Annotated in this window: 28 protein-coding genes; 15 read left to right on the top strand and 13 right to left on the bottom strand. The window is 61.7% G+C overall.

The annotated features are described in order from the left end of the window. Positions 1-4: 4 nt before the first annotated feature. From NKI73_RS13980 to NKI73_RS13970, 3 genes are read right to left on the bottom strand one after another with little or no spacing between them, the layout of a single operon-like run. Positions 5-1,249, bottom strand: coding sequence for an ABC transporter substrate-binding protein (locus NKI73_RS13980; protein ID WP_352630519.1), 1,245 nt, complete (start codon positions 1,247-1,249; stop codon positions 5-7). Positions 1,250-1,305: 56 nt separating this feature from the next. Then, positions 1,306-2,097: an SDR family NAD(P)-dependent oxidoreductase gene (locus tag NKI73_RS13975; RefSeq protein WP_352630507.1), complete on the bottom strand. Its 792-nt coding sequence runs from the start codon at positions 2,095-2,097 to the stop codon at positions 1,306-1,308. Then, positions 2,094-2,852, bottom strand: a complete 759-nt coding sequence (locus NKI73_RS13970) for a FadR/GntR family transcriptional regulator (protein WP_352630505.1) — start codon at positions 2,850-2,852, stop codon at positions 2,094-2,096. Before NKI73_RS13970 ends, NKI73_RS13975 begins: the two co-directional genes overlap by 4 nt. A 139-nt stretch (positions 2,853-2,991) precedes the next feature. On the opposite strand from NKI73_RS13970, the gene NKI73_RS13965 reads away from it, so the two are divergent. The 4 genes from NKI73_RS13965 to NKI73_RS13950 all read left to right on the top strand — a co-directional run bounded on the left by NKI73_RS13965 (position 2,992) and on the right by NKI73_RS13950 (position 6,244). Further along, positions 2,992-4,137 carry a mandelate racemase/muconate lactonizing enzyme family protein gene (locus NKI73_RS13965; RefSeq protein ID WP_352630503.1) on the top strand — a complete coding sequence of 382 codons (1,146 nt, stop codon included), beginning with the start codon at positions 2,992-2,994 and terminating at the stop codon, positions 4,135-4,137. 58 nt (positions 4,138-4,195) lie between these two features. After that, positions 4,196-5,062, top strand: coding sequence for a DUF6772 family protein (locus NKI73_RS13960; protein WP_352630702.1), 867 nt, complete (start codon positions 4,196-4,198; stop codon positions 5,060-5,062). Next, positions 5,062-5,397: a hypothetical protein gene (locus NKI73_RS13955; RefSeq protein WP_352630502.1), complete on the top strand. Its 336-nt coding sequence runs from the start codon at positions 5,062-5,064 to the stop codon at positions 5,395-5,397. The genes NKI73_RS13960 and NKI73_RS13955 overlap by 1 nt, the downstream gene beginning before the upstream one ends. A 61-nt stretch (positions 5,398-5,458) precedes the next feature. Then, positions 5,459-6,244: an SDR family NAD(P)-dependent oxidoreductase gene (locus tag NKI73_RS13950; RefSeq protein WP_352630499.1), complete on the top strand. Its 786-nt coding sequence runs from the start codon at positions 5,459-5,461 to the stop codon at positions 6,242-6,244. 273 nt (positions 6,245-6,517) lie between these two features. Here NKI73_RS13950 and NKI73_RS13945 read toward each other — a convergent pair whose 3' ends face one another. Continuing rightward, positions 6,518-7,402, bottom strand: a complete 885-nt coding sequence (locus NKI73_RS13945) for a helix-turn-helix domain-containing protein (protein ID WP_352630497.1) — start codon at positions 7,400-7,402, stop codon at positions 6,518-6,520. Between the two features lie 241 nt (positions 7,403-7,643). Here NKI73_RS13945 and NKI73_RS13940 point away from each other — a divergent pair, with 241 nt between their 5' ends. From NKI73_RS13940 to NKI73_RS13925, 4 genes are all read left to right on the top strand, one after another. Then, positions 7,644-7,946, top strand: coding sequence for a nuclear transport factor 2 family protein (locus tag NKI73_RS13940; RefSeq protein ID WP_352630495.1), 303 nt, complete (start codon positions 7,644-7,646; stop codon positions 7,944-7,946). Positions 7,947-8,019: 73 nt separating this feature from the next. Continuing rightward, the gene (locus NKI73_RS13935) at positions 8,020-8,391 is read left to right on the top strand and encodes a nuclear transport factor 2 family protein (RefSeq protein WP_352630493.1); all 372 of its coding nucleotides are present in this window, start codon (positions 8,020-8,022) and stop codon (positions 8,389-8,391) included. 87 nt (positions 8,392-8,478) lie between these two features. Further along, positions 8,479-8,841, top strand: coding sequence for a radical SAM family protein (locus NKI73_RS13930; protein ID WP_352630491.1), 363 nt, complete (start codon positions 8,479-8,481; stop codon positions 8,839-8,841). A 109-nt stretch (positions 8,842-8,950) separates the two neighbouring features. After that, on the top strand, positions 8,951-9,343 hold the full coding sequence (locus NKI73_RS13925) for a hypothetical protein (protein ID WP_352630489.1): 393 nt from the start codon (positions 8,951-8,953) through the stop codon (positions 9,341-9,343). A gap of 85 nt (positions 9,344-9,428) precedes the next feature. Here NKI73_RS13925 and NKI73_RS13920 read toward each other — a convergent pair whose 3' ends face one another. Further along, positions 9,429-11,090 (bottom strand): phytoene desaturase family protein, encoded by a 1,662-nt coding sequence (locus NKI73_RS13920; protein WP_352630487.1) that lies wholly within the window; start codon positions 11,088-11,090, stop codon positions 9,429-9,431. A gap of 82 nt (positions 11,091-11,172) precedes the next feature. On the opposite strand from NKI73_RS13920, the gene NKI73_RS13915 reads away from it, so the two are divergent. The 4 genes from NKI73_RS13915 to NKI73_RS13900 are packed head-to-tail and all read left to right on the top strand — an operon-like array spanning position 11,173 to position 14,905. Continuing rightward, positions 11,173-12,279: an ABC transporter ATP-binding protein gene (locus NKI73_RS13915; RefSeq protein ID WP_352630484.1), complete on the top strand. Its 1,107-nt coding sequence runs from the start codon at positions 11,173-11,175 to the stop codon at positions 12,277-12,279. Positions 12,280-12,301: 22 nt separating this feature from the next. Then, a complete protein-coding gene (locus tag NKI73_RS13910; protein ID WP_352630482.1) occupies positions 12,302-13,069 on the top strand; it encodes an SDR family NAD(P)-dependent oxidoreductase in 768 nt (255 codons plus the stop codon). A gap of 29 nt (positions 13,070-13,098) precedes the next feature. Beyond that, on the top strand, positions 13,099-14,034 hold the full coding sequence (locus NKI73_RS13905; RefSeq protein ID WP_352630479.1) for a sugar phosphate isomerase/epimerase family protein: 936 nt from the start codon (positions 13,099-13,101) through the stop codon (positions 14,032-14,034). A gap of 58 nt (positions 14,035-14,092) precedes the next feature. Next, positions 14,093-14,905, top strand: coding sequence for an SDR family NAD(P)-dependent oxidoreductase (locus NKI73_RS13900; protein ID WP_352630477.1), 813 nt, complete (start codon positions 14,093-14,095; stop codon positions 14,903-14,905). 113 nt (positions 14,906-15,018) lie between these two features. Here NKI73_RS13900 and NKI73_RS13895 read toward each other — a convergent pair whose 3' ends face one another. Next, complete coding sequence (locus tag NKI73_RS13895; protein ID WP_352630474.1) at positions 15,019-15,285, bottom strand: hypothetical protein; 267 nt, start codon at positions 15,283-15,285, stop codon at positions 15,019-15,021. A 132-nt stretch (positions 15,286-15,417) separates the two neighbouring features. After that, positions 15,418-16,875, bottom strand: coding sequence for an LVIVD repeat-containing protein (locus NKI73_RS13890; protein WP_352630472.1), 1,458 nt, complete (start codon positions 16,873-16,875; stop codon positions 15,418-15,420). Between the two features lie 103 nt (positions 16,876-16,978). Here NKI73_RS13890 and NKI73_RS13885 point away from each other — a divergent pair, with 103 nt between their 5' ends. Beyond that, positions 16,979-17,878: a LysR family transcriptional regulator gene (locus NKI73_RS13885; protein WP_352630470.1), complete on the top strand. Its 900-nt coding sequence runs from the start codon at positions 16,979-16,981 to the stop codon at positions 17,876-17,878. Positions 17,879-17,887: 9 nt separating this feature from the next. On the opposite strand, the gene NKI73_RS13880 is transcribed toward NKI73_RS13885, so the two are convergent. From NKI73_RS13880 to NKI73_RS13855, 6 genes are all read right to left on the bottom strand, one after another. Beyond that, on the bottom strand, positions 17,888-18,172 hold the full coding sequence (locus tag NKI73_RS13880; protein WP_352630468.1) for a nuclear transport factor 2 family protein: 285 nt from the start codon (positions 18,170-18,172) through the stop codon (positions 17,888-17,890). A 21-nt stretch (positions 18,173-18,193) separates the two neighbouring features. Beyond that, complete coding sequence (locus NKI73_RS13875) at positions 18,194-18,496, bottom strand: hypothetical protein (RefSeq protein WP_352630465.1); 303 nt, start codon at positions 18,494-18,496, stop codon at positions 18,194-18,196. 232 nt (positions 18,497-18,728) lie between these two features. Further along, entirely contained in the window at positions 18,729-19,697 is a 969-nt protein-coding gene (locus NKI73_RS13870; protein WP_352630463.1) for an alpha/beta hydrolase, read from the bottom strand. A gap of 98 nt (positions 19,698-19,795) precedes the next feature. Further along, entirely contained in the window at positions 19,796-20,605 is an 810-nt protein-coding gene (locus NKI73_RS13865; protein ID WP_352630461.1) for an AraC family transcriptional regulator, read from the bottom strand. 132 nt (positions 20,606-20,737) lie between these two features. Then, positions 20,738-21,832, bottom strand: a complete 1,095-nt coding sequence (locus NKI73_RS13860) for an alkene reductase (protein ID WP_352630459.1) — start codon at positions 21,830-21,832, stop codon at positions 20,738-20,740. 58 nt (positions 21,833-21,890) lie between these two features. Beyond that, the gene (locus tag NKI73_RS13855; RefSeq protein ID WP_352630457.1) at positions 21,891-22,679 is read right to left on the bottom strand and encodes an SDR family NAD(P)-dependent oxidoreductase; all 789 of its coding nucleotides are present in this window, start codon (positions 22,677-22,679) and stop codon (positions 21,891-21,893) included. 110 nt (positions 22,680-22,789) lie between these two features. Between NKI73_RS13855 and NKI73_RS13850 the strand changes: the two genes are divergently transcribed. Next, on the top strand, positions 22,790-23,341 hold the full coding sequence (locus NKI73_RS13850; RefSeq protein WP_352630455.1) for a TetR/AcrR family transcriptional regulator: 552 nt from the start codon (positions 22,790-22,792) through the stop codon (positions 23,339-23,341). 457 nt (positions 23,342-23,798) lie between these two features. After that, positions 23,799-23,984, top strand: a 186-nt coding sequence (locus tag NKI73_RS13845) for a helix-turn-helix domain-containing protein (protein ID WP_352630453.1), incomplete at its 3' end; no start/stop codon positions are given.

The following is a 23,984-nucleotide window of genomic DNA, read 5'->3' as shown; positions in this document are numbered from 1 at the left end:
CCTTTTAGAGCAGGGGCTGGATGGCGGCGCAAACGCCCTTGAGCGCCTCTTCGACATTTGCGTCGGGCTTCCAGAGCGCGTCTACCCGCGGCGCCATGGCGGCGAATATCTGCGGCACTTTCTCGTGCGACGGGTGGACACGGCCATTGGCGATTGCGGCAGCGACATTTTTCATCTGCTCCGGCGGGATGAGCTTGTTGGAATTGACGAAGGCACCGCTCTCCAAGACGCTTTTGCGGGCCGGTGGGAAGAACTGCGCCATGACGGCGACATTTTCCTTGCTGGTCATCTCCGCGACCAGCTGCGCGGCGAGCTCCTTGTTCTTGCTCGACTCGAAAACGGTCAGGGCAGCCTGTCCGATGACGGGAGCCTCGCCGGCCGGACCCGAAGGCAGTGGGGCGACGCCCCATTTGAAGCCGGCCTCCGGCATCTTGGAGGCGCGCGAGATCTGATTGACGGTCATCGCGGAATTTCCGGAGAAATAGTCACCCTGTTCGCCCGGCGGCGCGATCGACTTGTCCTTGAACACCATGTCGTGGAGCTGCCTGACCGCCGCGACGGCCTCCGGCTTGTCCAGCCCGCATTGCCCATTTGCCCATAGGTCACCACCATAGGCCCTGACAGGCGGCAGCAGGGCATGCGTCATGCGCGACGCGTAGCCTTCCCCGTCCTTGAACTCGAAGCCCCATTTGCCGGGATTCGCCTCGGTGAGTTTCTTCGCGACGTCCTGGAATTCCTGCATGTTCCATTCGCCTTTGGCGGCGAGCTGGTTCGGGTCTTCGAGGCCCGCTTTATCGAACATGTCCTTGTTGTAATAGATCAGGAACGGCGACGTGGAGAACGGGATGCCGAAGACCTTGCCGTCCTTCTGCCAGAGTGCCATCGCCGGCTGCGAGAAGTCGTCGAAATCGTAACCTTTTGCCGCCTTGAGGGTCGGGCCAAGGTCCATCAGCAGCCCCGCATTTTCGAATGCGGGCGCTGCGTCCTCCATCATCCATGCGACATCCGGTGCATTGCCACCGGCAACCTGGAAGGTGAGCTTCTGCGTATAGTCCGCAACCGGAACGGTTTCGAACTTCACCGTGACGCCCGGGTGCGTGTCGGTGAAACCCTTCGCGATGCCTCCGAGCATCTTCAGGTGCGCCTCGCTACCCGTCCACACCGTGACGCGGAGTTCCTGCGCCACGACATGGGCAGACAGCGCAAACAGCGTGAATGCCGATACTGCAAGTTTCAATGCGGTCTTCATGTTTTTCCTCCCATTGGTTCAACGATGCACTTCGGTCCGCGGTCAGCGCGCCGTAGTCAGGACGCTGTTCCTGGCAGCAAACCGGGCGCATCGCCTATGGTCCAGCCGCCGTCGACAGGTATGTCGGCGCCGGTGATGTACCGGGCGGCATCGCTGCACAGGAACACGAAGGCACCCACGAGATCATCAGGCTGGCCATGCCGGCCTGCCGGAATCTTGGCTGACACGGCCTTGCGGAACGACGCGTCCACATAGCGACTGGCGGTGGCCTCGGTTTCGATCGCGCCAGGTGAGATCACATTCATCGTGACGCCATGGGGAGCTACGTCGCGCGCGATGGCGCGGACAGCCGTCAGTTGCGCGGCCTTCAGCGAGGCATAGACCACGGTTTCGGAGCGTGGCCGGCGGGCCATGATGCTGCCGGTCGCCACGACGCGTCCCCAGCCGCGTCTGGCCATGGCCGGCACGAGCGATGCCGTCAGCGTCAGCAGCGCGGTGAAGTTGGCGGCGACATGTTCGTGGACATGCCCGCTGTCGATCTCCTCCCAGGCGCGGCGGTGCTCTATCGCCGCGTTCGAGATCAGGATGTCGATCGCGCCTGCCCTGGCCTCAAGTTCGTTTGTAAAGGCGGCCACGGCTTCGGCCTGCGTGAAATCGGCCTCCAGGACCGTCGTGTCCGCTCCGGTCCGTTCAGCGGTTCCGCGCGCACCATCTTCGTCACCCAGATGATGCAGAACGAGCGAAGCGCCGTGCTCGGCCAAGGCGATGGCAACCGCTCGCCCGATGCCGGAGCTGGCACCTGTCACCAGTGCGCGGCGACCTGCCAGCGAAAAGCGGTCGCTGCTCACGGTTCCGACCCACCCAGCTTGTCGACCACCTCGAACGAGGCAATGTCTGCCGCGTCGAAGTGCTCGCGTATGCGCTTGTCGGCCAGGTCGGCGTCGCCGGCGGCAATGGCCTTGAGGATGTTGCCGTGGCGCTCGATCGTCGCGCGCCAGTCGGCCTCACTGCGGTTGGAACGCCGCGAGAAGAGCTCGGAGACCTCACGCTGCACTGAGCGCAATCCCTCCATCTGGATGCGGATCATGGCATTGCCGGTCGCCATGGCAAGACCGAGATGAAACAGAATGTCCGCTTCGGTGAAATCACGCGGTTTGCCGAGGCCGTTTTGCATGTCGGCAAGCGCCCGACGCATCGTTTCAATACCCTCTGGGTCGCGGCGCTCCGCCGCAAGGCGAGCAATGCCAGTCTCGATGACGCGACGCATTTCGTTGGCTTCCTGAAGTCGCTTCAGGCTGGACCGTACGGCGTAGGCGTAGATGCGTTCCATCGGCTCGCCGCTAAGGGCCTTTGCCCGCGCGACCTTGCCTTGCTGCGTGAATACGAGCCCGGCGCTCGTCAACTGGCGCAGCGCCTCGCGTGCGATCGGTTTTGAGACGCCAAATTCCCTGGCGATCTCACCTTCCGTTGGCAACGCTTCGCCGGGCGCTATGCGGCCATCAACCAGGGCCGCCGCTATCGCGTCCGAAACGCCATCGGCAAGCCGCGAGGGGCTGGCCGGTTTGGCTGTGAAGATCGATTTGCGTGTGGCGTCTGTCGGCATTCAGGGTCCCTTTCGTCGATGCCGTAGCATATTGCGCGCAAACATAGCAACTAAGTTTTTTGGTTGCTAAGCAGGAAAGTGCGCGCTAAGAGAATTCGCAGTTCGAGGAAGGCAGTGGAATGGGAGAAGCGTGAGGCCGATGCGTCCCAGCGAGCCGATGGCGGCAGAACCGCTCAAGATTGTGGAGGTGATCGCCCACCCGCTTAGCCAGACGCTGCCGGCACCAACGGTGACGTCGTGGGGCTCTTACACCAAGGTCTCGCTCGTGCTGGTGGAAGTGCGCACCGACGCCGGCATTGTCGGCGTCGGTGAAACGCTGGCCCGCTTTTCGCCCAAGGCCTATGCCGACCTGATCGAGACGTCGCTCAAGCCCCGCCTTGTCGGTCAGGATGCGCGCAACATCGGGGCGTTGTGGCAATCGATGCGCAGGGCTTTGTCGGGCAAGGCAGGGGGCATGCTCATCGAGGCCATTGCCGGCGTGGATATTGCGCTGTGGGATATCCTCGGCAAGGCAACCGGCCAGCCCATCGCCAAGCTCCTGGGAGGCGTTGGCCGCGATCGCATCGATGTCTACGCCGCCGCGGTCAATTGGACGGATGACAAGGCTGCCGACGCCGAACTGGATCGTTATCTGGGCGAAGGCTTCCCGTGCATCAAGATCAAGATGGCGCGCCCGGTGCGCGATGCTTGCAAACGGATAGAGCGTCTGCGCAAGCGTGCGGGCGACCTGGTCGGCCTCTGCGTCGATGCGAACTGGGCTTATACGCTCGACGAGGCCGTCGAAGTTGGCCGCGCGCTGTCGGCGAACGGTTATTTCTGGTTCGAGGAACCGCTGCAGCCGGAGAACGAGCAAGGTTACGAAGAACTGCGCCGCCGCTGCGATGTCCCGCTGGCGGCGGGCGAAAGCAATTTCACGCTCGACCAGGCCCAGCGGCTGATCGCAAACCGGACGCTATCCGTCCTCCAGCCGGACGTGGCACGCGCCGGCGGCATAACCGAGACAAGGCGCATGGCAGATTACGCCGCGGCGCATGACATCCGCTACGCACCGCATATCGGCATGTCGGGTATCGTCTGCGAAACCGCCAGTGTCCATCTGGCTGCCGCGATGCCGAATTTCGGAATGATGGAGTGCGAGTGCGACGCCAGCCCGTTCAAGACCACGCTGGCCGACATCGCGCCGGGATGCCGCCGGCAGAAAAACGGGACGCTCGACGTTCCCGACCGGCCCGGGCTCGGTATCGAGATCGACTGGGAAGCCGTCAAGAAACTGAAAGCCGAATGAGGCCAGCGACCCGATGAACAACCAGACCCCACTTTCATCCGCGGACATGACCGAGGCAATGCGACTTGCGCTGTTGCGCGCGGACCCCTCGCTCAGCCGCTTCGATCCGTTGCCGCGAATCCTGTCCTTCGACGATTTCTCGCGCGGCCATTGCGGCTGGTCGCAGCTCGTCGGCAACTACGAGGACGATCTCGACACCATGCTGCCGGGCTATGCGCAACACACAAGCGCCATGCTGTCGACGCTCGGCCACTGGGATGCCGGGTCGCACGGCGGCATGGACTCATCCTACGCCCTGAAAGTCGCGACGCGCCCGATACCTGGCGCTCGCAACGTGGCCATCAAGCGCCACACGTTCAGGAAACGGGGGCCGATCCGGTTCGAGATGTATTTCACCTTCAAGCCGGAGGCCACCGAACTGAAGCTGTCGGAAACGGATGTGCGTTCGGTCGGCTTCCTGTTCGATCTGCAAGGCGGAGACCGGGACAGCAACGATGACAGGGTCATGCCGCATCTGCGCTTCCTCAATGCGCTCGACGGCCAACATCTTCAAAAATGGCAATACAAGCGTGAAACGGAACGCATTATCCCGCTCGGCACCGAGAACAAGACGATCAGCCACTATCATCTCGCGCCGGAGGGCTGGCTCGACATTGCCGGCGGCGCGCAGCGCCTCTGCTACAATGAGATCCCGACGAAGGTGAACTGGACCTATCTGTGTTTCGATTTCGACCTGGAGTCGATGCGGGCGCTCGCCCTGCGCTGCAACGACCGTAGCTTCGATTTGTCTGGTTTCGAGTCGATTCACATTCCGGCCATGAAGAACCTCTGGTGCATGCTCAATTTCTGCGTGTTCGCGGAGACCGACGTCGCCAAGCGGGCATTCCTCTATGTCGATTCCATCTGCATTTCCGGGGATTTCTGATGCTGCCCGAGAGCATTACCGCCATTGTCGCGCGCAACGAACGATGGAGCGGTGAGGCCGCCAGTGAACCTTATGAGGCAGGATGGGCGCGCGAGGCGATTTTCTTCGTCCGGGCCTTGAAGGAGCCTGGCGGTCCCGTGCCGAAGGCACGGGTCGAAATCTCACCGGACGGGATGCGCTGGTTGCCGGAGGGCACCGAATTCCGCATGCCGAACCGGCGCGACGGCATGGCGATGGCGCGCTTGACGCATTTCGGCAACTGGCTGCGTGTAACGGCCCGCTTCGAGGACGGTGGGGAATGTTTCGTGCTGGTGACACTGCATCTCAAGGCCTGACGGGCGGCAATTTCTTGATTTCCCATCTTCAACACGGGACGGCCTTTTTCGAGGAGGAAACATGACCGCCGCCTACGCTACATATGCAGATGACAGTTTCGCCGGCCGCACGGTGCTGGTAACGGGCGCCGCCGGCGGCATGGGACTGGAGATCGCCCGGGCATTCCTATCCAAGGGCGCCGAAGTGGTCATGTGCGACCGCGACGCAGACGGGCTGAAGCAGTGTTCGGTCGACCTCCATGCCTTGGGCGGCAAGCCTCACACCGTCGTGGCCGACATGGGCGATCCCCACAGCATCAAACGCATGTTCGACTATTGTGACGCTCACCTGCCGCGGCTCGACAACATCGTCACCTGCGCGGCCATCATAACGGCTAAGAAAATACCGGACCAGGACTGGGCGCATTGGCAGCGTGTTCTGGGCATCAACCTTTTGGGCACTTTCTTCACCGTCCAGGGAGCGGTGCAGCGCATGCAGGCCAATCCCGAAGGCGGCAATATCGTATGCGTGGCTTCGGATGCCGGCGTGCATGGCGGCGGTGGCCTGATCGCCGATACCGCCTATGCCGCATCCAAGGCAGGAACGCTTTCGCTGGTGAAGTCCGTCGCGCGCGAAATGGCGGGGAAGAAGGTGCGCATCAATGCCCTCAATCCGGGACCGACGGACTCGCCGATGCATTCGCACATCGACCAGGCGCTGAAGGATCGTATCGCCGCAAACCTGCCCATGCGTCGCATGGGCCATCCCCGCGACATGGCCGCCGCGATCCTTTTCCTGTGTTCTGACGCTGCCAGCTTTGTCTACGGTGCCGCACTCGACGTGGATGGAGGATCCATGTTCAGGTAAGTCTCCACCATGCAACGTTCATTTTGACCGTTGCGTGTCGAGCACTTTGGCAGCTTGTGATGCAGAACGTTTCGGCAATCGACTGTCTGCATGAGGGCATCTCGGCTTTGCCGACCAGATCGCCGATGCTCTGGCCGAGTACCTGCTGGAAACCGTGAGACATCTCGAGGAAATCGGTATTCACGATCCGAGACTTTGGCGGATGCAATGCGCTTGTGGCAGAGCGCATCGAAGCTGCCGGCCGGCGAATGTCCTGTGCTGTGTTGAGCGCGATCAGTGGTTGTACTGCTTACGAAACTCAATCGGGGTGAAGCCGGTTTCGCGGCTGAAAAACTTAGCGAAATTGGTTGCCTCAGCGAAGCCGAGGCCCTCCGCGATGAGGTAGATGGGCCTGCGGGTATGGACCAGGAGCCGTTTGGCCTCGAGCGCGATGCGATCCGTGATGACACGCTTGGCGCCCTTGCCAGTCGCCTCCACGGCTGCTCGCGTCAGGCTTTTCTCGGTACAGGAGAGAGCGCTGGCATAGGCTGATACCTGATGCCAGCCATAATAGGTTGGTTCGACAAGCCCTCGGAACCTGGCGTAGCGCTGCAAGCTCTGACTCGTCGCAATGTCGGTGCCCAGGTTCCTATCCTGCACGATGGCAAGGCGCAGAAGCAGTGCACAAAGTTGGTATCGCAGAAGGGCATGTATGTCCTTCGATCGCGCCTCGCTGGCCGCGTCCAGCTGCATCCTGGCGATCACCTCGCTCATTGCATGAAAATCGGCAGTCGACAGAGAAAGATGATCGGGTAGCCGGTCCAAGCCGAGGACGGGCAGCAGGTCGGCGGTCGTCTGCGTTTCGGAGGGCAAGAATTCTGCGCGGAACAGCACCATCCACCCGTCCCAACCTTCATCGTTTCCGAAACTGTGAACCTGGCCGGGCCTCACAACCAGGAGAGATCCGGGCGCGCAATTGACCGGCTGGAAGTCCACCAGTTGAGTGACCGCACCTTCGGTCACGCAGATCAGCGTGTGGAAAGAATAATGGTACAGCGCCAGGATTTGCTCGGAGGTCACGCGGCGCCGCAAGTCCGAAAAATGGAATATCTCAACATCCAGCTCGCGTCCGCTCGGACGGTAATTGAGTTGATCCAGCTTCACTCGCCTCTTTGTCATTCGCGTTTCGCAAATCCCGATCGGACATGTCCGATAAGTATCAAATTTCGGCGTGTATGAACCACGACGGAATGGGATGTCACCTATTATTACCACTCTGATGAACTGCGGGGGAGACACGCCGCAGCAGGTTCCAATAAAATGAGAGACCGAAAATGACCAATACCGATATCGCAAAGAGCTACATCAAAGCCGTCCAGACGGGCGACCAGGCCACGCTTGGTAGCTCCTTTCCCCGCAGGTGATCTGGCATCAGCCGGGCAATAACCAGTTCTCGGGCACCAAGAACGGCCTCGCCGAATTCGGCGCCATGATGGGCGGCATGATGAAGGTCGCTGGCGATAGTTTCGCCATCACCCATGCCCACCGGTTTCTCGCCAACGGCAATCTGGTTGCCATTGAGATCGAGTTCGCCGCCCAGCGTGAAGGCGCCAGGCTCGACCAGCCCGGGATCGATCTGCTGCGCGTGCAGGATGGCAAAATCGTCGAAGTCTGGCTGTTCTCCTCGAATCCCGCGCAGGAAGACGCGTTCTGGGGCAAGTAGATCGCTGCATCCAGGGCAGCGGAGCGAAAGCGTCCCTGCTCTCACCACCTGCCCATTTCCAAGGAGCTTCGCAATGAACACGAACAACGAGCAAATCGTCACTCACGCTTACCAGCGAATTTTCGGCGATTTGGATATCTCGGCAGTGGACGACTACATGAGCAAGGATTTTGTTCAGCACAATCCAACAATTGCTGATGGACCTGCGGGAGTAAAACAACTTGTACAAATGCTTATTTCGCAAGGAGTTGATAAACAAAAAGTCGAGTTCAAGCATGTCATTGCGAACGGCGATATTGTCATTCTTCATACACGCTACGAAATGGTGGGAAATGAGTGGAGATTTATCGATATCTATCGCGTCGAGGACGACGAATTGGTCGAGCACTGGGATGCGATGATGCAAATGCCTGACACGCGCGCAAACAACAATCCGATGTTCTAGAGCGGAAATCCCTGTGAATGACAGTGAGGCGGCTGTTGCCGCCTTACATCGTTGTTGCCGCGGTAATCTGCGTTCTGAGGTACGACAATGAGAATTGTTGAGACTGAGGCCAAAAGCTTCATCCAGAAATCGCAGATACCCTCGATTTCCTACGTCGCAAACCCCTATACCGGCTGCATTCTCGGCTGTGCCTATTGTTACGCCAGCCTCATGGGCCGGGCGGTTGGGGAAACCGTCAAGGATTGGGGCGAATATGTCTACATCAAGAAGAACGCCGTCGAGTTGATGCGTGAAGAACTCAAGCGCATGCCGCGCGACAAGCGCGAAGGCACCTTTCTGCTCAGCTCGGTCACCGATCCCTATCAGGGACCCGAGCGCCGATACCCGTTGACCCGCGGGATACTCACGGTCCTTGCCGAGGAGCGCTACCCGGTATCGTGCGTATCCTAACCAAGTCCCCCCTGGTCGTGCGGGATATCGACCTGCTGACGCGCCTGCCGCGGGCGGATGTCGGGATGACCGTGACCACGACCGATGACAAGATCAGCCGTGGCTCGAGGTGCGGGCACCCCGCAGCTCGCATCGTCTCAACGCCCTTGCCGCCCTGCATGAGGCGAGGATTCCAACCTTCGCCTTTGTCGGACCGCTCCTACCGCATTTCGCCGAGAAGCCGGAACTGCTGGACCAGTTGTTCGGCCGGCTTGCGGACGTTGGCGTGCGCGAAGTCTATATCGAGCACATAAACCTGAAGCGGCACATCATCGAGCGGATGAACCTCATCCTGGCCGACGAAGCGCCAGAGGTGCGGGAAGCCTATGCTCGGGCTCGCGCAAAAGCGCATCGCGAAACGCTCGACGAAATCGTGGAGAAGCTTCTAGGCAAGCACGGCCTCAAACTGCGCTTCGATGAAGTCATCTTCCACGACGAATTCCAGGCAAAGCACCAGAAGTAATGTCGATGTCCTTCGGGACACCCAAGCGGCTCGCTGCTTGCTCGTATTCCGGCCGCAGGTGGCGGGCAGGTCCTGGTCGTACGTGTCATCCCGCCAGATGCTGCGCGAGAAGGAACCCGGAACCGCCGCCCAGCCCGGATCCAGGATGGGTCGAGGCTCCGATCAGATAAAGACCTTCGACATCGGTCTTGTGGTTGACGCTGTGCTTGAACGGCCGCCACAGCAACGCTTGGTCGATGGTGGAGGAACCGCTGTAGGGATCGCCGCCAACCAGATTAATATTCATGGCCTCGATATCGGCGGGCGAATAGGCTCGACGTGCTATTACCGATTCCTGGAATCCGTCGATATGCGCCGCAAGCATGGCTTCGACCCGATCGGCATAGGCCTCGCGCAAACTCTCGGTCCACCGTGCGTCTTCCGGCGGACCCAGCAAGCCGGCTGCATCGCCCTTGACGAAGCGGGGCGCCTCCGGCATTTGCAGCCACAAGATGGCCTTGCCCGGCGGGCAACGCGACGGGTCAAGCGCATGCGGTTGCTGAACGCAGATCGTCGGCAGGTCCGGGAGCATACCGCGCAGGGCTTCGTTGCAAGCCTTGGAAACCCCGTCGATGCCGGCGGTGAGATGCACCACCGCCGCCTGGGCCAGTTCGGCGTTCTTCCAGGCTGGCATCCGGTCGAGTGCGTAATGCATCTGGAAATTGCCCTTGCCGTGGCGATAGTTCGCGACGGCATTCGGCTCGTTCGTGACTTGGACGCCGCCAAGTAGCCTTTCGTAGAGTTGGGTCGGCGTCATCGAGCAGATGACGCCTTTCGCGGCGGAAAACTCCGCGCCCGAAGCAACGCGCACTCCCGTGGCGCGACCTCCCGTCCTGATCACGCTCACCGCGTCGGACTGCGTCCTGATCGTTCCGCCGCGCTCCGCGATCAGTTTCGAGAAGGCGGCGAGCAGCTTGCCCGCCCCGCCCTTGACGATCGGCGAGCCGCCAGCCTCCAGCGAGAACCCGATCACTTTGCCTATCTGGCCAGAAAAGGCATCCTCGGGACCAAGACCAGCATGAAGCGACCAAGGGGCCCATAGAGCCCTGGCGACATCGGAGCGATAGCTCGACTCCAGCCAGGAACGGGCCGGTGTCAATGCATTGCCAAGCACGGCTTTGAGCCCGAGTGGACCGCGCCGCCAGGCTTCCGTCAACAGCAGCTTGAGTGTCGCGAAGCTCCACAGGCGCCCGCCCAGAAGGCCGAACAGCAAAGCCGCATCCTTCTCGATTCCTTCCATATCCCGACGGTAATTCGCGCCATCGCCCGAGGCGAGCGTGTCCAGAGCTTGGACATTAACATCCCGGTCGCGCCGGATGACGAGATGCCGGCCATCGGGCAGAACCACCGCATGCGGCATATCAGTATTGCAGAATTCGACGCCAAGGCGTCTGAGATCGGCTCCTAGCACAGAATATGCGGGCCCGGTCACAAACAGAATGAAGGTCGTTGCCATCACGTCGTGGACAAAGCCCGGCGCGTCACGGTGATCTGGCAGTTCACCGGCATCTGGAACGAATATCTGTTCGGCGTCGTCTTCACCTCCGGGCAGCAACAGCCGATCACGGCCGCCCTCGTCGCGCTGACGGCAAGCGGCACGAATGTACGCGCCTACGATGTCATGAGCGCCGCCGTGCTGATCGGCGCGCTGCCGCCGCTGCTGATCTATCTCTTCGGCGGCAAGTATTTCGTCCGCGGCCTGACCCAAGGTGCAATCAAGTGAGGCGCGATCAAGTGAGCGGAGCCTGTCTCATGTCGACAATCGTCCCGTCCGTCAAGAAGGGCATCGCATGTCGACATTGACCATCCGATCGCTGCGCAAGAACTTCGGCGCGGTCGAGGTGCTGAAGGGCATCGATCTCGAGGCGCAGAACGGCGAGTTCATCGCGCTGGTTGGACCGTCCGGCTGCGGCAAGTCCACCTTACTGGCGATGATCGCCGGGCTGGAATCTGTTACCTCCGGCGAGATCCGCATCGACGGAAGGCTGGTCAATTCGGTTGCGCCGAAGGACCGCGACATCGCCATGGTGTTCCAGTCCTACGCGTTGTACCCGACAATGACGGTGCGCGAGAACATCACCTTCGGCATGGAAAGCCGCCGCGTACCGAAGCCGCAGCAGGACGAGGCCGTCAAGCGGGTTGCCGCTTTCCTGCAGATCGAACCGCTGCTTGGGCGCAAGCCCGGACAGCTTTCGGGCGGCCAGCGCCAGCGCGTCGCGATGGGCCGGGCGCTGGTGCGTGATCCGAAACTGTTCCTGTTCGACGAGCCGCTCTCCAATCTCGACGCCAAGCTGCGCGTCGACATGCGTACCGAAATCAAGAAGCTGCATCACCGCGTCGGCAAGACGACTGTTTACGTCACCCATGATCAGGTTGAGGCAATGACGCTGGCATCGCGCATTGCCGTGATGCATCAGGGCGAGGTCCAGCAATTCGATGAGCCGGCCACGATCTACAACCGCCCGGCCAACATGTTCGTCGCCGGCTTCATGGGCTCGCCGGCGATGAATTTTCTGCCGGCCGAACTGAGCGAAGAAGGCGGCCGCCCCACTGTTGTCTTGCAGGCCGCCGACGGCAAGGCGGCCAGCCTGCCGATCGTCCAGACGCTTGCCTCCAATACGCCGCGACAGCTCGTGCTCGGCATCCGGCCGGAGCACATCTACCGGTTTGATCTCGATCTTGCGCGCCGCAAGCCAAGCATCGCGCAAATCGATGCCGTGGTCGAACTGGTCGAGCCGACAGGTGCGGAAACCATGGCCGTTCTGCGCCTGGGCACCAAGGAGATCACCGGTCGTTTCGACCCCGACGGCACGCCACGGATGGGTGAGACGGTGACGCTCGGCATCGACATGGCGCGTGCGTGCCTGTTCGACCCGACGACCCAACGCCTGATCTGACCTGATCTGAAAGAGCTCCGCATTGTCCTTTGCCACCTATCCGAGCCTGACTGAGCGTGTCGTGCTGATCACCGGCGGCGCGTCGGGTATCGGCGCCGACACGGTCCGCGCCTTCGCCGCCAATGGCGCGCGCGTCGCCTTTTTCGATCTGCAGCAGGAGGCCGGCGAGGCGTTGGCGCGCGAACTCGCCGCCACGGTGCCGCACGCGCCACTGTTCATACGCTGCGACGTGACCGATATTCCTGCCCTCCAGGCTGCGATCGGCACGGTGCGCGACCGCCTCGGACCGGTCGCGGTGCTGGTCAACAACGCCGCCGACGACAATCGCCACCCGGTCGCCGACGTGACGCAGGCGTACTGGGACCACGCCCAGGACGTGAACCTCAGGCACCACTTCTTTGCCGCCCAGGCCGTGCATCCGCACATGCAGGAGCTAGGCTTTGGTTCGATCGTCAATTTTTCCTCGATCGCCTGGCGTTTCGGCGCAGCCGAGATGGCGCCCTATGCGACGGCCAAGGCTGCAGTGGTCGGGTTGACATTCGCGCTGGCGCGGGCGTTTGGCCCCGACAACATCCGCGTCAACGCCATCGAGCCGGGTGCCGTCATCACCGACCGGCAACGGCAGCTTTGGTACAAGACGCAGGCGTCGGTCGACCAGGCCGTACAGCGTCAGATGATCCGCCGGGTTCTGCTCGGCGAGGAGATCGCGCGCACGGTGTTGTTCCTCGCCGCCGACGACAGCCGCATGATCACCAAGCAGTCGATCACCGTGGATGCCGGCCTGCGATGACCGCAAAACCCCAATCAAAGGATCGCTCCATGCTCCAGGTCGGCCTGAACCCCTACGGTCTGACCTATCATCTCGGCCTCCAGGCCCGCGGCACGCCACGCGCCAATCCCAAGCCGGCAGGGCTGGAAGGTTTCATCGCGCTGGCGACCGAACTCGGCGCGCGGGTGCTGGAGATCTGGGTGCCATGGCTGAGCGAGCTTTCCGACGAGGCGGTGATCGCGCTGCGGGAACGGCTCGCCGGCCTTGGCATCACGCCGATCGTCAGCGGCGGCCTTCTGGTGGGCGAACCACTCGACGAGGCATTTCGGGCCGCACGCCTGCTGAGGGTCAAAGTCATCCGAACCGCGCTGACGCCGGTTCTCTGTGGCGACCGCAACGCCGCCGGCGAGAAATGGAACGAGTTCGCCGGCATCATTCGATCGAGATTGAAGGAATGGGGTCCCCGCGCGATTGCCGAAAGCCATGTCCTTGCGATCGAAAACCACCAGGACTTCACCAGCCAGGAACTCGTCGATTTCTGCGCGCTCGGCGGCGAAGGCGTCGGCGTCACCTTCGACACCGGCAACACCTTCCCGGTCGGCGAAGCGCCGCTCGATTTTACTAGGGCGATCGCTCCTTATGTCCGCCATGTCCACCTCAAGGATTACCGCGTGCAGTTCACGACCGAAGGCTACCGGCTGATCCGTTGTGCCATCGGCGACGGCGCGGTGCCGTTTGCCGAGCTGTTGGCAGTTCTCGGCCAACACCACGATCGCATGACCGCCGTTCTCGAACCGGGCGCATTGGAGGCGCGGCATGTCCGGTATCTCAGCGACGACTGGTGGCACGGCTATCCACAGAAGACGGCGCGTGAATTTGCTGCCTGCGCGCGGCGTAGCGCAATCGGCTGCCCGACGATGCCGACTACCGCACCCCTTGGGAGCGCGAAGACGACCGTTCCCTGGTTTCCTATGAGCTCGACATGATCCGGCGCAGCGCCGCCAAAATGCGCAACCTTGGTTTGATGAAAGTGGAGACGACCTGATGACGACACGTGAACTCGATGGATTGACCGCCTTCGTCACCGGCTCCGGCCGTGGCCTCGGTCGCGTGATGGCCGAGCGCCTGGCGGAACTCGGCGCCAATGTCGCGATCCACGACATGGACGAAACAGCGCCGGCCAAATACGGCGAGTTCGCCAATCTCGGCGAGGTGGTCGAGCGCCTGAAGCGGCATGGAACGAAGGTCACGTCGGTGACCGGCAACATCGGCGACCAGAAGGCGGTGGCCGAGATGAAGCGCAAGATCGAGGCCGATCTCGGCGACGTGCATGTGCTGGTCAATTGTGCCGGCGGCGACATCGGCGCCAAGGGCGGCAAGCCGAACCCGAACAACGCCCTCGACATCGAACTCGAGGACATCCGCGTGCTCACCGAGAACAATCTGATCGGCACGATGCTGGTCTGCCAGGCCTTCGTGCCGCCCATGAAGCAGCGCGGCGGCGGCTCCGTCATCAACATCGCGTCGGCGGCAGCACATCTCGGCTGCTCGCCCGAGGTCGTCTACTCGACATTGAAGGCCGCGGTCGTGCATTACACGCGCTGCCTGGCCAAGGAACTGATCGACGACGGCGTGCGCATCAATGCGGTCAGCCCCGGCGCCACCAAGACGGCACGCTTCCAGGCGACCCGCGTGGTCGATCCGGAGCGCATGGATTCGAGCAGGAAATCGCTGAACCGCTATGCCGAGCCGGAAGAGATCGCCGAGGCAGTGGCCTTCCTCGCCGGCCCCCGCGCACGCTTCATCAACGGTCAGGTCCTCCGTGTCGATGGCGGTTTCACGATCTTTCCAGGTTGACTGGCCGCCGTTTGGCGATGTCAGCTTTTGCTGAATGGATGCGACCGCATGAATGGCTGGCATTGGGCGCCTTCCATACATTTAGTAGCTGGTCGGCCACGCAGCGGCCGGCCTCATCCCTTCGACATCGACGAATGGAGAATAGCCTGCAATTGCTCTGACAGGTCGAGTTCGCCGCGCGCCTCGATCTGTAAAAGATATCGGGCCTTTGCGAGGCGATCTCCTTCCTCGGACGCAGGATAGGCGCAGATGGCCAGTAGCACCCTCTCCTCCGCCCGGCTGGCCTTGACGCGGTCGAGGCTAAGCGTCTCGACCGATTTGCCGGCGACATCTTCAAAAAGAGCCACGCAGGATGCCGTGATCTCACCGTTGACGATCATGCGGCAGGAGCCGCATTAAGCCAGTCCGCGGCCGAATTTCGGGCTGTGAGCTCGAAATCATTTCGCACGTAGAGGAGAGGTGCCGGCTTCCGCGTTTGCCAAACCCTCGGCCGTTGAATCGGAAAGGCACCTTCATGGTCCAGCACTATCGGGTTTCGGCCCCGTGTAGCGGAGTATCCAGAGCCCCTGGTTCTTGTCGCTGATATGGATGAAGCCGCGACGATCCACGACGACGTCTTCGGTCTGCAGGACCAGTTTGTCCTCGGGCATCGGCCCATAGCGCCGGGTGGGTTCCGGCGGGATGAAATAGCCGACCTCACGCGGAAGCCGGGTGTTCGAAACGTCATAGATCCTAAGCCCAGCATTGAAGTGCGCGATGTAGAACAGATCGCCCTGCTTCTGGACATCGGGATGATGCTGATGGTGGTTGATGTTGTGCGGCCCGCGCCAGCCGCCACGCGTTGTGAAATCCGAATAGGGAGCGCCTTCGGGCGGCACGGGTTCAGGCAACAGCGACAGTAGAAAGGGCTCGCTCGGATCTGAAATGTCGACGATCGACGCGTGATGCATCGGACCACGTCCATAGGTGACGTTCTCCGAATTGGCGAAGGCAATGCCGCGCTCGGGGATCGGCAGCACGCCATGCACGCCAAAACGCGAGTGGAAGGGAGGGCTGAAGCTTAGGCCGCCGACCTGCCTCGGCCGGGAGACGTCGCTGATGTCGAGCACAATTATGCCGGCCGCTCCATAAGGCAAATAGACGAGATCGCCGGTGACATAGGGCGGGCCGTGCAGCGAGACATCCGCGCCCGTGCTGGCGCAGAAGGCGCCGCACATGCATTGCGGCTTCAGTTGCAATTGGTGGCGATCAGAGGTCTCCTGATCGGCGGCGGGTTCGGCAGCCGCGAAGCTCTCGCCGCCGGTCTCATGCTGGCCGGGCACCCACCAACGTCCGGCTTCGCGCGGATTGGAGCGGTCCGATATGTCGAGAATGACGTAGATGTTGCCTTTGTATCCCGGCATGCCGGCGGCAAGGTGAACGTAGCGCCCGCCCGGATAGAGATTGCGGTGTGTGCCGTTTCCGCCGGTGCGGTAGTGGCTAAGTTGTTTCGGATTGACGGGATCGGCGATGTCCCAGATCAGAACCCCTTCGCCGAACGACGCATCGGGATCTCCGCCGAAATTCGCGAACGGCTTTTCGAGTGCGGTCACCATCGTGTCGCCGGACAAATCGATCTGCAGGGTCCAAGTGTTCGTGCCGGGATAAGGCACGAATTTGACGACCTCCGGCTTTGCAGGATCGGTCACGTCGATGATGCTCCATCCGGAGTGCCAGAAGTGCCCCGTATAAAGATACCATCGCTCGCCTACCTGTCTGATCGCCATCTTGAAGGCCGGGCGATGATCGAGATCGGTATAGCCAACCGCTTCGACATTATGGGCGAAGGCGCCGGGCGGCGCCGGCGACGAAGCTGGAACCGGCTGTGCAAGTGCCTCGCAGACAAGTCCGGATTGAGAAGCCGCGGCGATCGCCGCCCCGGCAAGCGGTACCTTGAGCATCTGGCGGCGTGAAATCTCGGAATTCTTCAAAATCCTGCCTCCTTGTTTTTGCGGCTTTTCAGACTTTGCAGGCTCCAATATTTTCAGTCCAATATCGATTGGAGTCGCAGTAATTCGATCTTGGAAATTAAGCATGGACCACAAACTTATGCAGTCCTTCGTGGCTGTAGCGGAAGAACTGCATTTCGGGCGCGCCGCGATTCGCCTGCACATCTCCCAACCCCCTCTGACAAAGCAGATCCAGCAGCTGGAGCAGGCCATCGGCGTGCGCCTACTCGATCGCACCAAGCGCAAGGTCGAACTGACTGCTGCCGGCCGTGTGTTTCTCGACGAGGCGCGGGCAGTGCTTCATCAGACGGGGCAAGCGGTGGAACTTGCCCGCAAAGCCGATCGCGGTGAAACCGGCCATCTGTCCGTCGGGTTCATCGATGCGGCGATCTACAGTGTCGTGCCCGCAATCGTTCAGCGCTTCGTTGAAGCTTATCCAGAGGTCGAGCTGAGCCTGACGGATCTGCGTATTCCCAACCAGATCAAACTCGTGTCTGAAGGCCAACTTGATATCGGCTTTGTTCATCCGCCTATTGTTCACAACGCTCTGCAGGTCGAAAGCATATTGGTCGAACCTTTGATCGTAGCCTTGCCGGAAACGCATCGGCTGGCCTCGGAAGCCGAGGTGGCGCTAGCGGACTTGGCACCAGAGGCTCTGATTCAATTTCCGCGCGGCATCAATCCATCCCTCTATGACGAGATCGTCGGGCTGTGCCGGTCGTCGGGTTTCAGCCCAAGGATCGTACGAGAAGCAACGCCCAAGCAGACGATCATCGGCCTTGTGTCTGTCGGGCTTGGTGTCTCACTGTTGCCGGCCTGTCTTCGGAACCTGCGGCGATCCGGCGTGGTCTATCGCCCAATTCGGGGCCGAAACCTGGCTATCGACACCTCCATCATCTATCGGCGCGAGCAGCCCTCACCGGTGCTGAAGGCATTCCTCGACGTCGTGCGGAGCACGACGCAGACCAATGGCCGTGGGCGATAGTCTCGGCAATCACTTGGCTCGCGCGACCTTGGCTGCAGCCTCTTCGACGAGGGTGCGATCGCCGCTTTCCTCGGCCAAGTGAAGGGTCATCCGCGAGAGCTGCCAGCCGTTGCCGGTGCGGATAAGTGCGTATTCGTAAGATCCGGCCACGACCCACATGCGATCGCCCAGCCAGTGCGTTGCGCGGACACTGGCTTGTGCCGTTGCCGCGCCATCGCCGATCTCGACCTGGATATCGGAAAGCTCATGACGCGTGGCGTCGAAACCCGGCAGCAGGTCGGCCCAGGCATCCATCAACGCCGAGGGCGCAAAGCGCTACGGCTCGCCACCCCACAAGGACGTGTAATCGATCGTCGTTTCCGGTGCGAAGAAGCGTTCGAGAGGGCGGAAATCGCGATTATCGGCGTAAACGGCGACGGCAGAGATTACACTGGCTATGCGGGCTTCGTCGGCGGGCGAAGCAAAGGACATCTGAGCGCCAGCGACTGTGAGCAGTGCGGCGCCGAGCAACGCTGCCTTCATCCCACGACATTTTTGGCCGGTGGTTCCGGTGGGCCGCGTCTCTGCCGGGTTTGAATGATTAGGTTCCATGGAAATATCCTTTTTGTTTGCATGCAAGCCGTTTCGTTACCATCCGTCGATCCGCCAGCCGCCCGAGCAGTGGCTTTGGTGCAAGGTAGGCCCAGTAGAAGGCGTCGGACTGGTTCGTGAGGAAGTTGGTTGCTTCATCGTCTTTGAGGTGGAACGTCTGTGTAGAATTGGTTGATCTCGCGAGGGCTGCCGATATTGCTCCAGCCACGGTGGATCGACGACGAGGACGCTGGCCGCCTGGCACCAGGATAGCTCTGTATCAAGAGCCACTATTGATTCGGATGAAATGCGCGGCAGCTGCATCGGCGGCCCGCGTCACGTTCTCGGGCTTGTCGTAGAAGTCGAACTGGGGGACGTCGTCCAGCCAGAGTTCGGACCGGTCGCCCTCAAGAAGCGCGAAGAAAGCATGCGCACCCTGCGGGATCGCTGCGGCTTCCGAGTGGACGATGAGCGTGGGCTTGTCGAGCTGCGCACCGACGGCCACGGAGTCGTAGGTCAGCCACGGTTCCCAAGAGGCCAGGTTGAACTTGTTGTCATAGGCCGGGATGAGGCCCCGGTTACTCTCCGTGTAATAGGGTATCTGGTACATCAGCGACGTCCGGTCGCTCATGCTCGCGGCGACGATGATCCGGGGTCGGCCCTTGCGCTCAGCGGCCTCGGCCTCTCGCGATGTCGCAATCAGTGCGGCCACACCTTCTGGACCGCCATAGACCTGTTCGACGATGCGGGCGTCATGCAGCCAGGGAGCCACCAGCGCCACACTGGCGAAGTTCGCATTGGCTGATGCGGCCTGCGCCATGTAGCCGGCTGAGGCGCAGATACCGAGGCCCGCGATCTTGGCCGTGTCGACATCAGGCAAACTCGCCATGAAACGGCCGGCAGCAACAATATCTGACGTCTTGGCCGCAGGGTCTTCCATGAACCTGGCAGTCCCGCCGGACTCACCCCAGCCGCGGAAGTCGAAGGCAAGGGACACGTAGCCGCGTTCTGCCATTTCTCGGGCATAGAGGCCGGACATCTGCTCCTTGACCGATGTCCAGGCGCCGGTCACCAGCACGCCGGGGCGCTTCTCGCCGGGCCGGTAATCGGCGGGCAGATAAAGTGTGCCGATCAGGGTGACCCCTTCATTGTCAAAGGAAACCTTGCGGGTCTGAACCTCAGCGCCAAGCGCAGCTCCGGCAAAAAACATCGAAGCCGCCGCGGCGATAAACGACGAGAGCACGGACATGGGAAAAGCCTCCTCAGGACAGGATTTCCTCCAGCATCGCGTCATGACGTCCGCTCGTCAGCGCCCGTCCTTGCGCTTTCCCGATCCGATCTTGCCCTTTAGTGCCCGCGCCATGCTCCCGGTCTCTCGCCCACGAGCTTGCGGAACTGCGCCGCGAACTTTGCCGGATTGGAATAACCGACCCGCCATGCAACCTCGGCGATCGGGAGTCGGGTTGAGCGCAACAGATCCTTCGCCCGCTCGATCCGGCGGGAAACGACAAAGGCATGTGGCGGCACGCCAACGGCATCGCGAAATGCGCGCGCGAAGTGGAACCGGCTCATCACCGCTATCGCCGCCAGGTCATCGAGCGAAATGTCATCCGCAAGATGCGCCTCGATATAGTCGAGCGCCCGCAGAATACGCGGCTCTGCCGCAGGCGGATCGCCTGCAGGCTGGCCCGCGACACGCGTGAGCTGCGCTGCGAGTGCGACAGCCAAAGCGTCGCGATACAGCCGAGGCGCGGCATTTCCTGCAGCGTGAAGGCTGACGGCGAGTTGAGTCACCAACGCATCGATCGTACCTGACTGAGGCACTAAGGACGGTGCTGGCATCCCTGCATCCATGAGGAGATCGTCGTCGATCTCGACATTGAGGAAGTCGTTCGGCTCATCCCACCGGCACCAGCCCTCGAAGCCGGCGGGGAAAACCCAGCCTTGGCCCGGCAGCAATGGCAAGGCCCGGCGGCGGTCATTCCCATAAGCAGCATGATGGCTTCTAAGCGGCGCCAGCACCACGCCCACGGTCACGCGCTCGAAATGGAACGCACCTTCACCAGGACCGGCCCTGAGAAACGTGGACGCGCCTCCCGACCATTCATATGAACCGGCGTGCAGTTCTCGCCTAGTCTGTTCCAGCCCGATCAACATGGAGTCAAAATAGCAACAGAGGTCGCCAGCTTCCAGTGAACCGCTTCAAATACCGCGTGGTCAAGCTACAATATTGGCAAGGCCGACATCAGTGCGGGGATCGCCAATCCAAGCGATGCATCTATCGAAGGGTCAGGGGCGGCTTGCGGCTGCGATGGCGGGATAGTCGGTGTACCCGGCGGAGCCGCCGCCATAGAGCGTCGCCGAGTTGAACTCCGTCAGCGGCGTGCGCGTCTTCAGCCGTTCCACAAGGTCGGGATTGGCGATGAACGGGCGCCCGAAGGCGAACAGGTCCGCCTTGCCCTCGGCGAGCCGCGACGCCGCGAGTTCGAGGCCATAGCCGTTATTGGCGATATAGGTGTTGTTGAAGCGACCACGGAGCGATCCGAAGTCGAACGGCGCGACATCGCGCGATCCGCCCGTAGCGCCCTCTACGACATGGATATAGACGATGCCCAAAGCGTCGAGTTGATCGACGATATAGTCGAACTGTGCCTGGGGGGCGCTGCTCGAGACGCCGTTGGCGGGCGAGACGGGCGAAATCCGGATGCCGGTACGCTCTGCGCCGATCTCCTCGACCACCGCAGTCGCAACCTCCAGCATCAGCCGGGCGCGGTTCTCGACCGATCCGCCATAAGCATCCGTGCGGACATTGGCACCGTCCTTGGCGAACTGATCCAGCAGATAGCCGTTGGCGCCATGAATCTCGACGCCATCGAAGCCGGCCTCAATGGCGTTCGCGGCTGCTTGCCGGAAATCGTTGACGATCCCCGCAAGCTCGTCGAGCGCCAGCGCACGGGGCTCCGAAACCTCGACAAAACCGTTGTTCACGAACGTCTTGGTCGCGGCCCGGATTGCCGAGGGCGCCACGGGCGCGGCGCCGTTCTCCTGCAGATCGACGTGCGAGACGCGACCAACATGCCAGAGCTGCAGGAAGATACGCCCGCCCTTGGCGTGCACGGCTGTCGTGACCTTGCGCCAGCCGTCGATCTGAGCCTGGGAGTAGATGCCGGGCGTGTCTTGGTAACCTTGTCCCTGCCGCGAAATCTGCGTGGCCTCGGAGATCAGCAGGCCGGCGGAGGCCCGCTGGCCGTAATACACGGCGGCAAGATCGCCCGGAACGAAGCCCGGGCCAGCGCGATTGCGCGTGAGGGGCGCCATGACGATACGATTGGAGAGCGTCAGCGAGCCGAGAGAATAAGGCTCAAAAAGTGCTTTGTTGGTCATAGGTCACCTTGTTTGTCCCCGCCGCGACGAGGTCGTTATCAAATGGATTCGTTGGTGCTCAGGCGACCGTGCGGTACCGCTCGGCGGGAATTTCGTTCCGATAGTTCGGAAGCATGGCCTGGCGCGCGGCCTGAAGCGCGTCCCACTGACCGGCATCGGGGAGTGGCGGGATGGTCACCGGTTCGCGGCGGTCGAAGCCGACCAGCGCCGCGTCAACCAGATCGTCCACCTCCATGACGTTGGAGAGCGTGTTGATGTCGGCCCCGACGTGGCCCCAGATCTCGGTTCGCGTCGTGGCGGGAAGCACGGCCTGGACGTAGACGCCCTTCGGCTCAAGCTCGAGGCTGAGCCCCTGCGACAGAAACAGCACGAAGGCTTTGGTTGCGCCGTAGACCGTCATGCCGAACTCCGGCGCCAGCCCGACCACGGAACCGATGTTGATGATCGCCCCTGCACCCGCCTTCGCAAGTCGCGGGGCGATGGCGCTGGCAAGCCGCAGAAGTGCGGTCGTGTTGAGCGCAACGAGCCGCGCCACGTCATCGGTGCTCTGTTCGACGAAGCTTCCGCCGATGGCCGTTCCGGCGTTGTTGACGAGGATTCCGATGCGGGCGTCGTCGCGCAGCCGCGTCTCTACCGTTGCAAGCTCGGCAGGCTGCGTAAGATCAGCCTGGATGATGTCGATCGCAACGCCAGTTTCCTGACGGAGCCGGACTCCCAGTGCCTCCATTCGTGCCACGTCACGGGCAACCAACACGAGGTCGTGTCCGCGGCGGGCGAACCGGTCGGCATAGGAAGCTCCGATGCCCGTGGAGGCGCCGGTGATGAGGACTGATGGAATGGTGGTCATGGCATTGCTCTTTTCTCTAATGGAACCTATATTCATGACGATCATCATGATTGCGGCTAAATATGATGAGCATCATGTAAATGTCAACGGGGACTGTGGAGAATTTTGAAATGAAGGTCAGCCGAGAGCAGATGGCGGAGAACCGTCACCGGATATTGGATGCGGCCAGCCGGCTGTTTCGCGAGAAGGGGTTCGACGCGGTCAGCGTGGCGGAAGTGATGAAGGCCGCCGGGCTCACCCATGGCGGCTTCTATGGCCATTTCAGTTCGAAGGACGACCTGATCGCGCAGACCCTTGCCCACGTCCTCGCCGCGGACTCAGGTGGAGGGAGCGATCTTCGCGCTTATGTGGCGTCCTATCTTTCGCCCCGTCATCGCGACAACGCCGCCGGCGGCTGTCCGACGGCGGGTCTTGCCGCGGCTGTCCGCCATCAGACCCCGGCTGCCCGCTCAGCCATGACAGAGGGCCTTCGATCGCAGATCGACCATATTGGCAAGGCGCTCCCGAAGCTGGATGCGGCAGACAGACGCCGTGCGGCGATCGGAAGCTTTGCGGCGATGGTGGGGGCAGTGATCCTCGCCCGGGCGATCGACGACCCAACGTTTTCGGATGAAGTGCTGGAACAGACGCGTGCTTGGATCGATACCATTGTCGCCAAGTGACGGCCATTTATGTGGCCTGCGACAGCCCGCTAAACCCGTGAAGGAAGCCGTTCAAGGTTGCGCATCGAAAGAGCGCTCCCTCGCATAGCCTCGCCCCAGCGCTCGCCTTTGAACAACGCCGCTCTCAACGGCCGTGCCGTTCGCGTTATGGAAGATGTACGTCCGCCTCGGGCGGATACTGTTGAAAAAGTCCGGGTCGCGGTTGCCCATGGCATTTGCGTAGAGTGGCGTTCCACGAAGACTCCAAAAGTGAATCCTGATTCCATGCAATGCGCCGGGTAGAACGGGATTCTACCATCGGGGACTTTGCAGTGCGTCGGACTTTTTCAACAGTATCCGCGCGTTGCTGCCATTCAGAAGCCTGCTCGCCTAGTTGTGAGCTTTCAGAGGGTTGTCCATTCGGACCGGACCGAGGAGACTGGAGTTACCAAGCTGCAGCACTCACCGGAGGGTCCGAATGAACATCCACAAGAATGCCCGTCTCACGCCGCTGCGTCGAGAGGAGATGGCGCTGTCGGTCATTGAGGGGCGTCTTTCCCAAGCCGATGCGGCGCGCGTCTACGGCGTGTCGGCCAAGATCGTGGCGCGCTGGGTCGAGCGCTACAAGGCCGAGGGCAGCAAAGGCATGATCGATCGTTCCTCG

The sequence above is a fragment of the Mesorhizobium sp. M0496 genome (genome assembly GCF_040321205.1).
Lineage (GTDB): Bacteria > Pseudomonadota > Alphaproteobacteria > Rhizobiales > Rhizobiaceae > Mesorhizobium.
The sequence above is the reverse complement of the archived record's forward strand: the minus strand, read 5'-3'. Positions and strand labels throughout refer to the sequence as shown.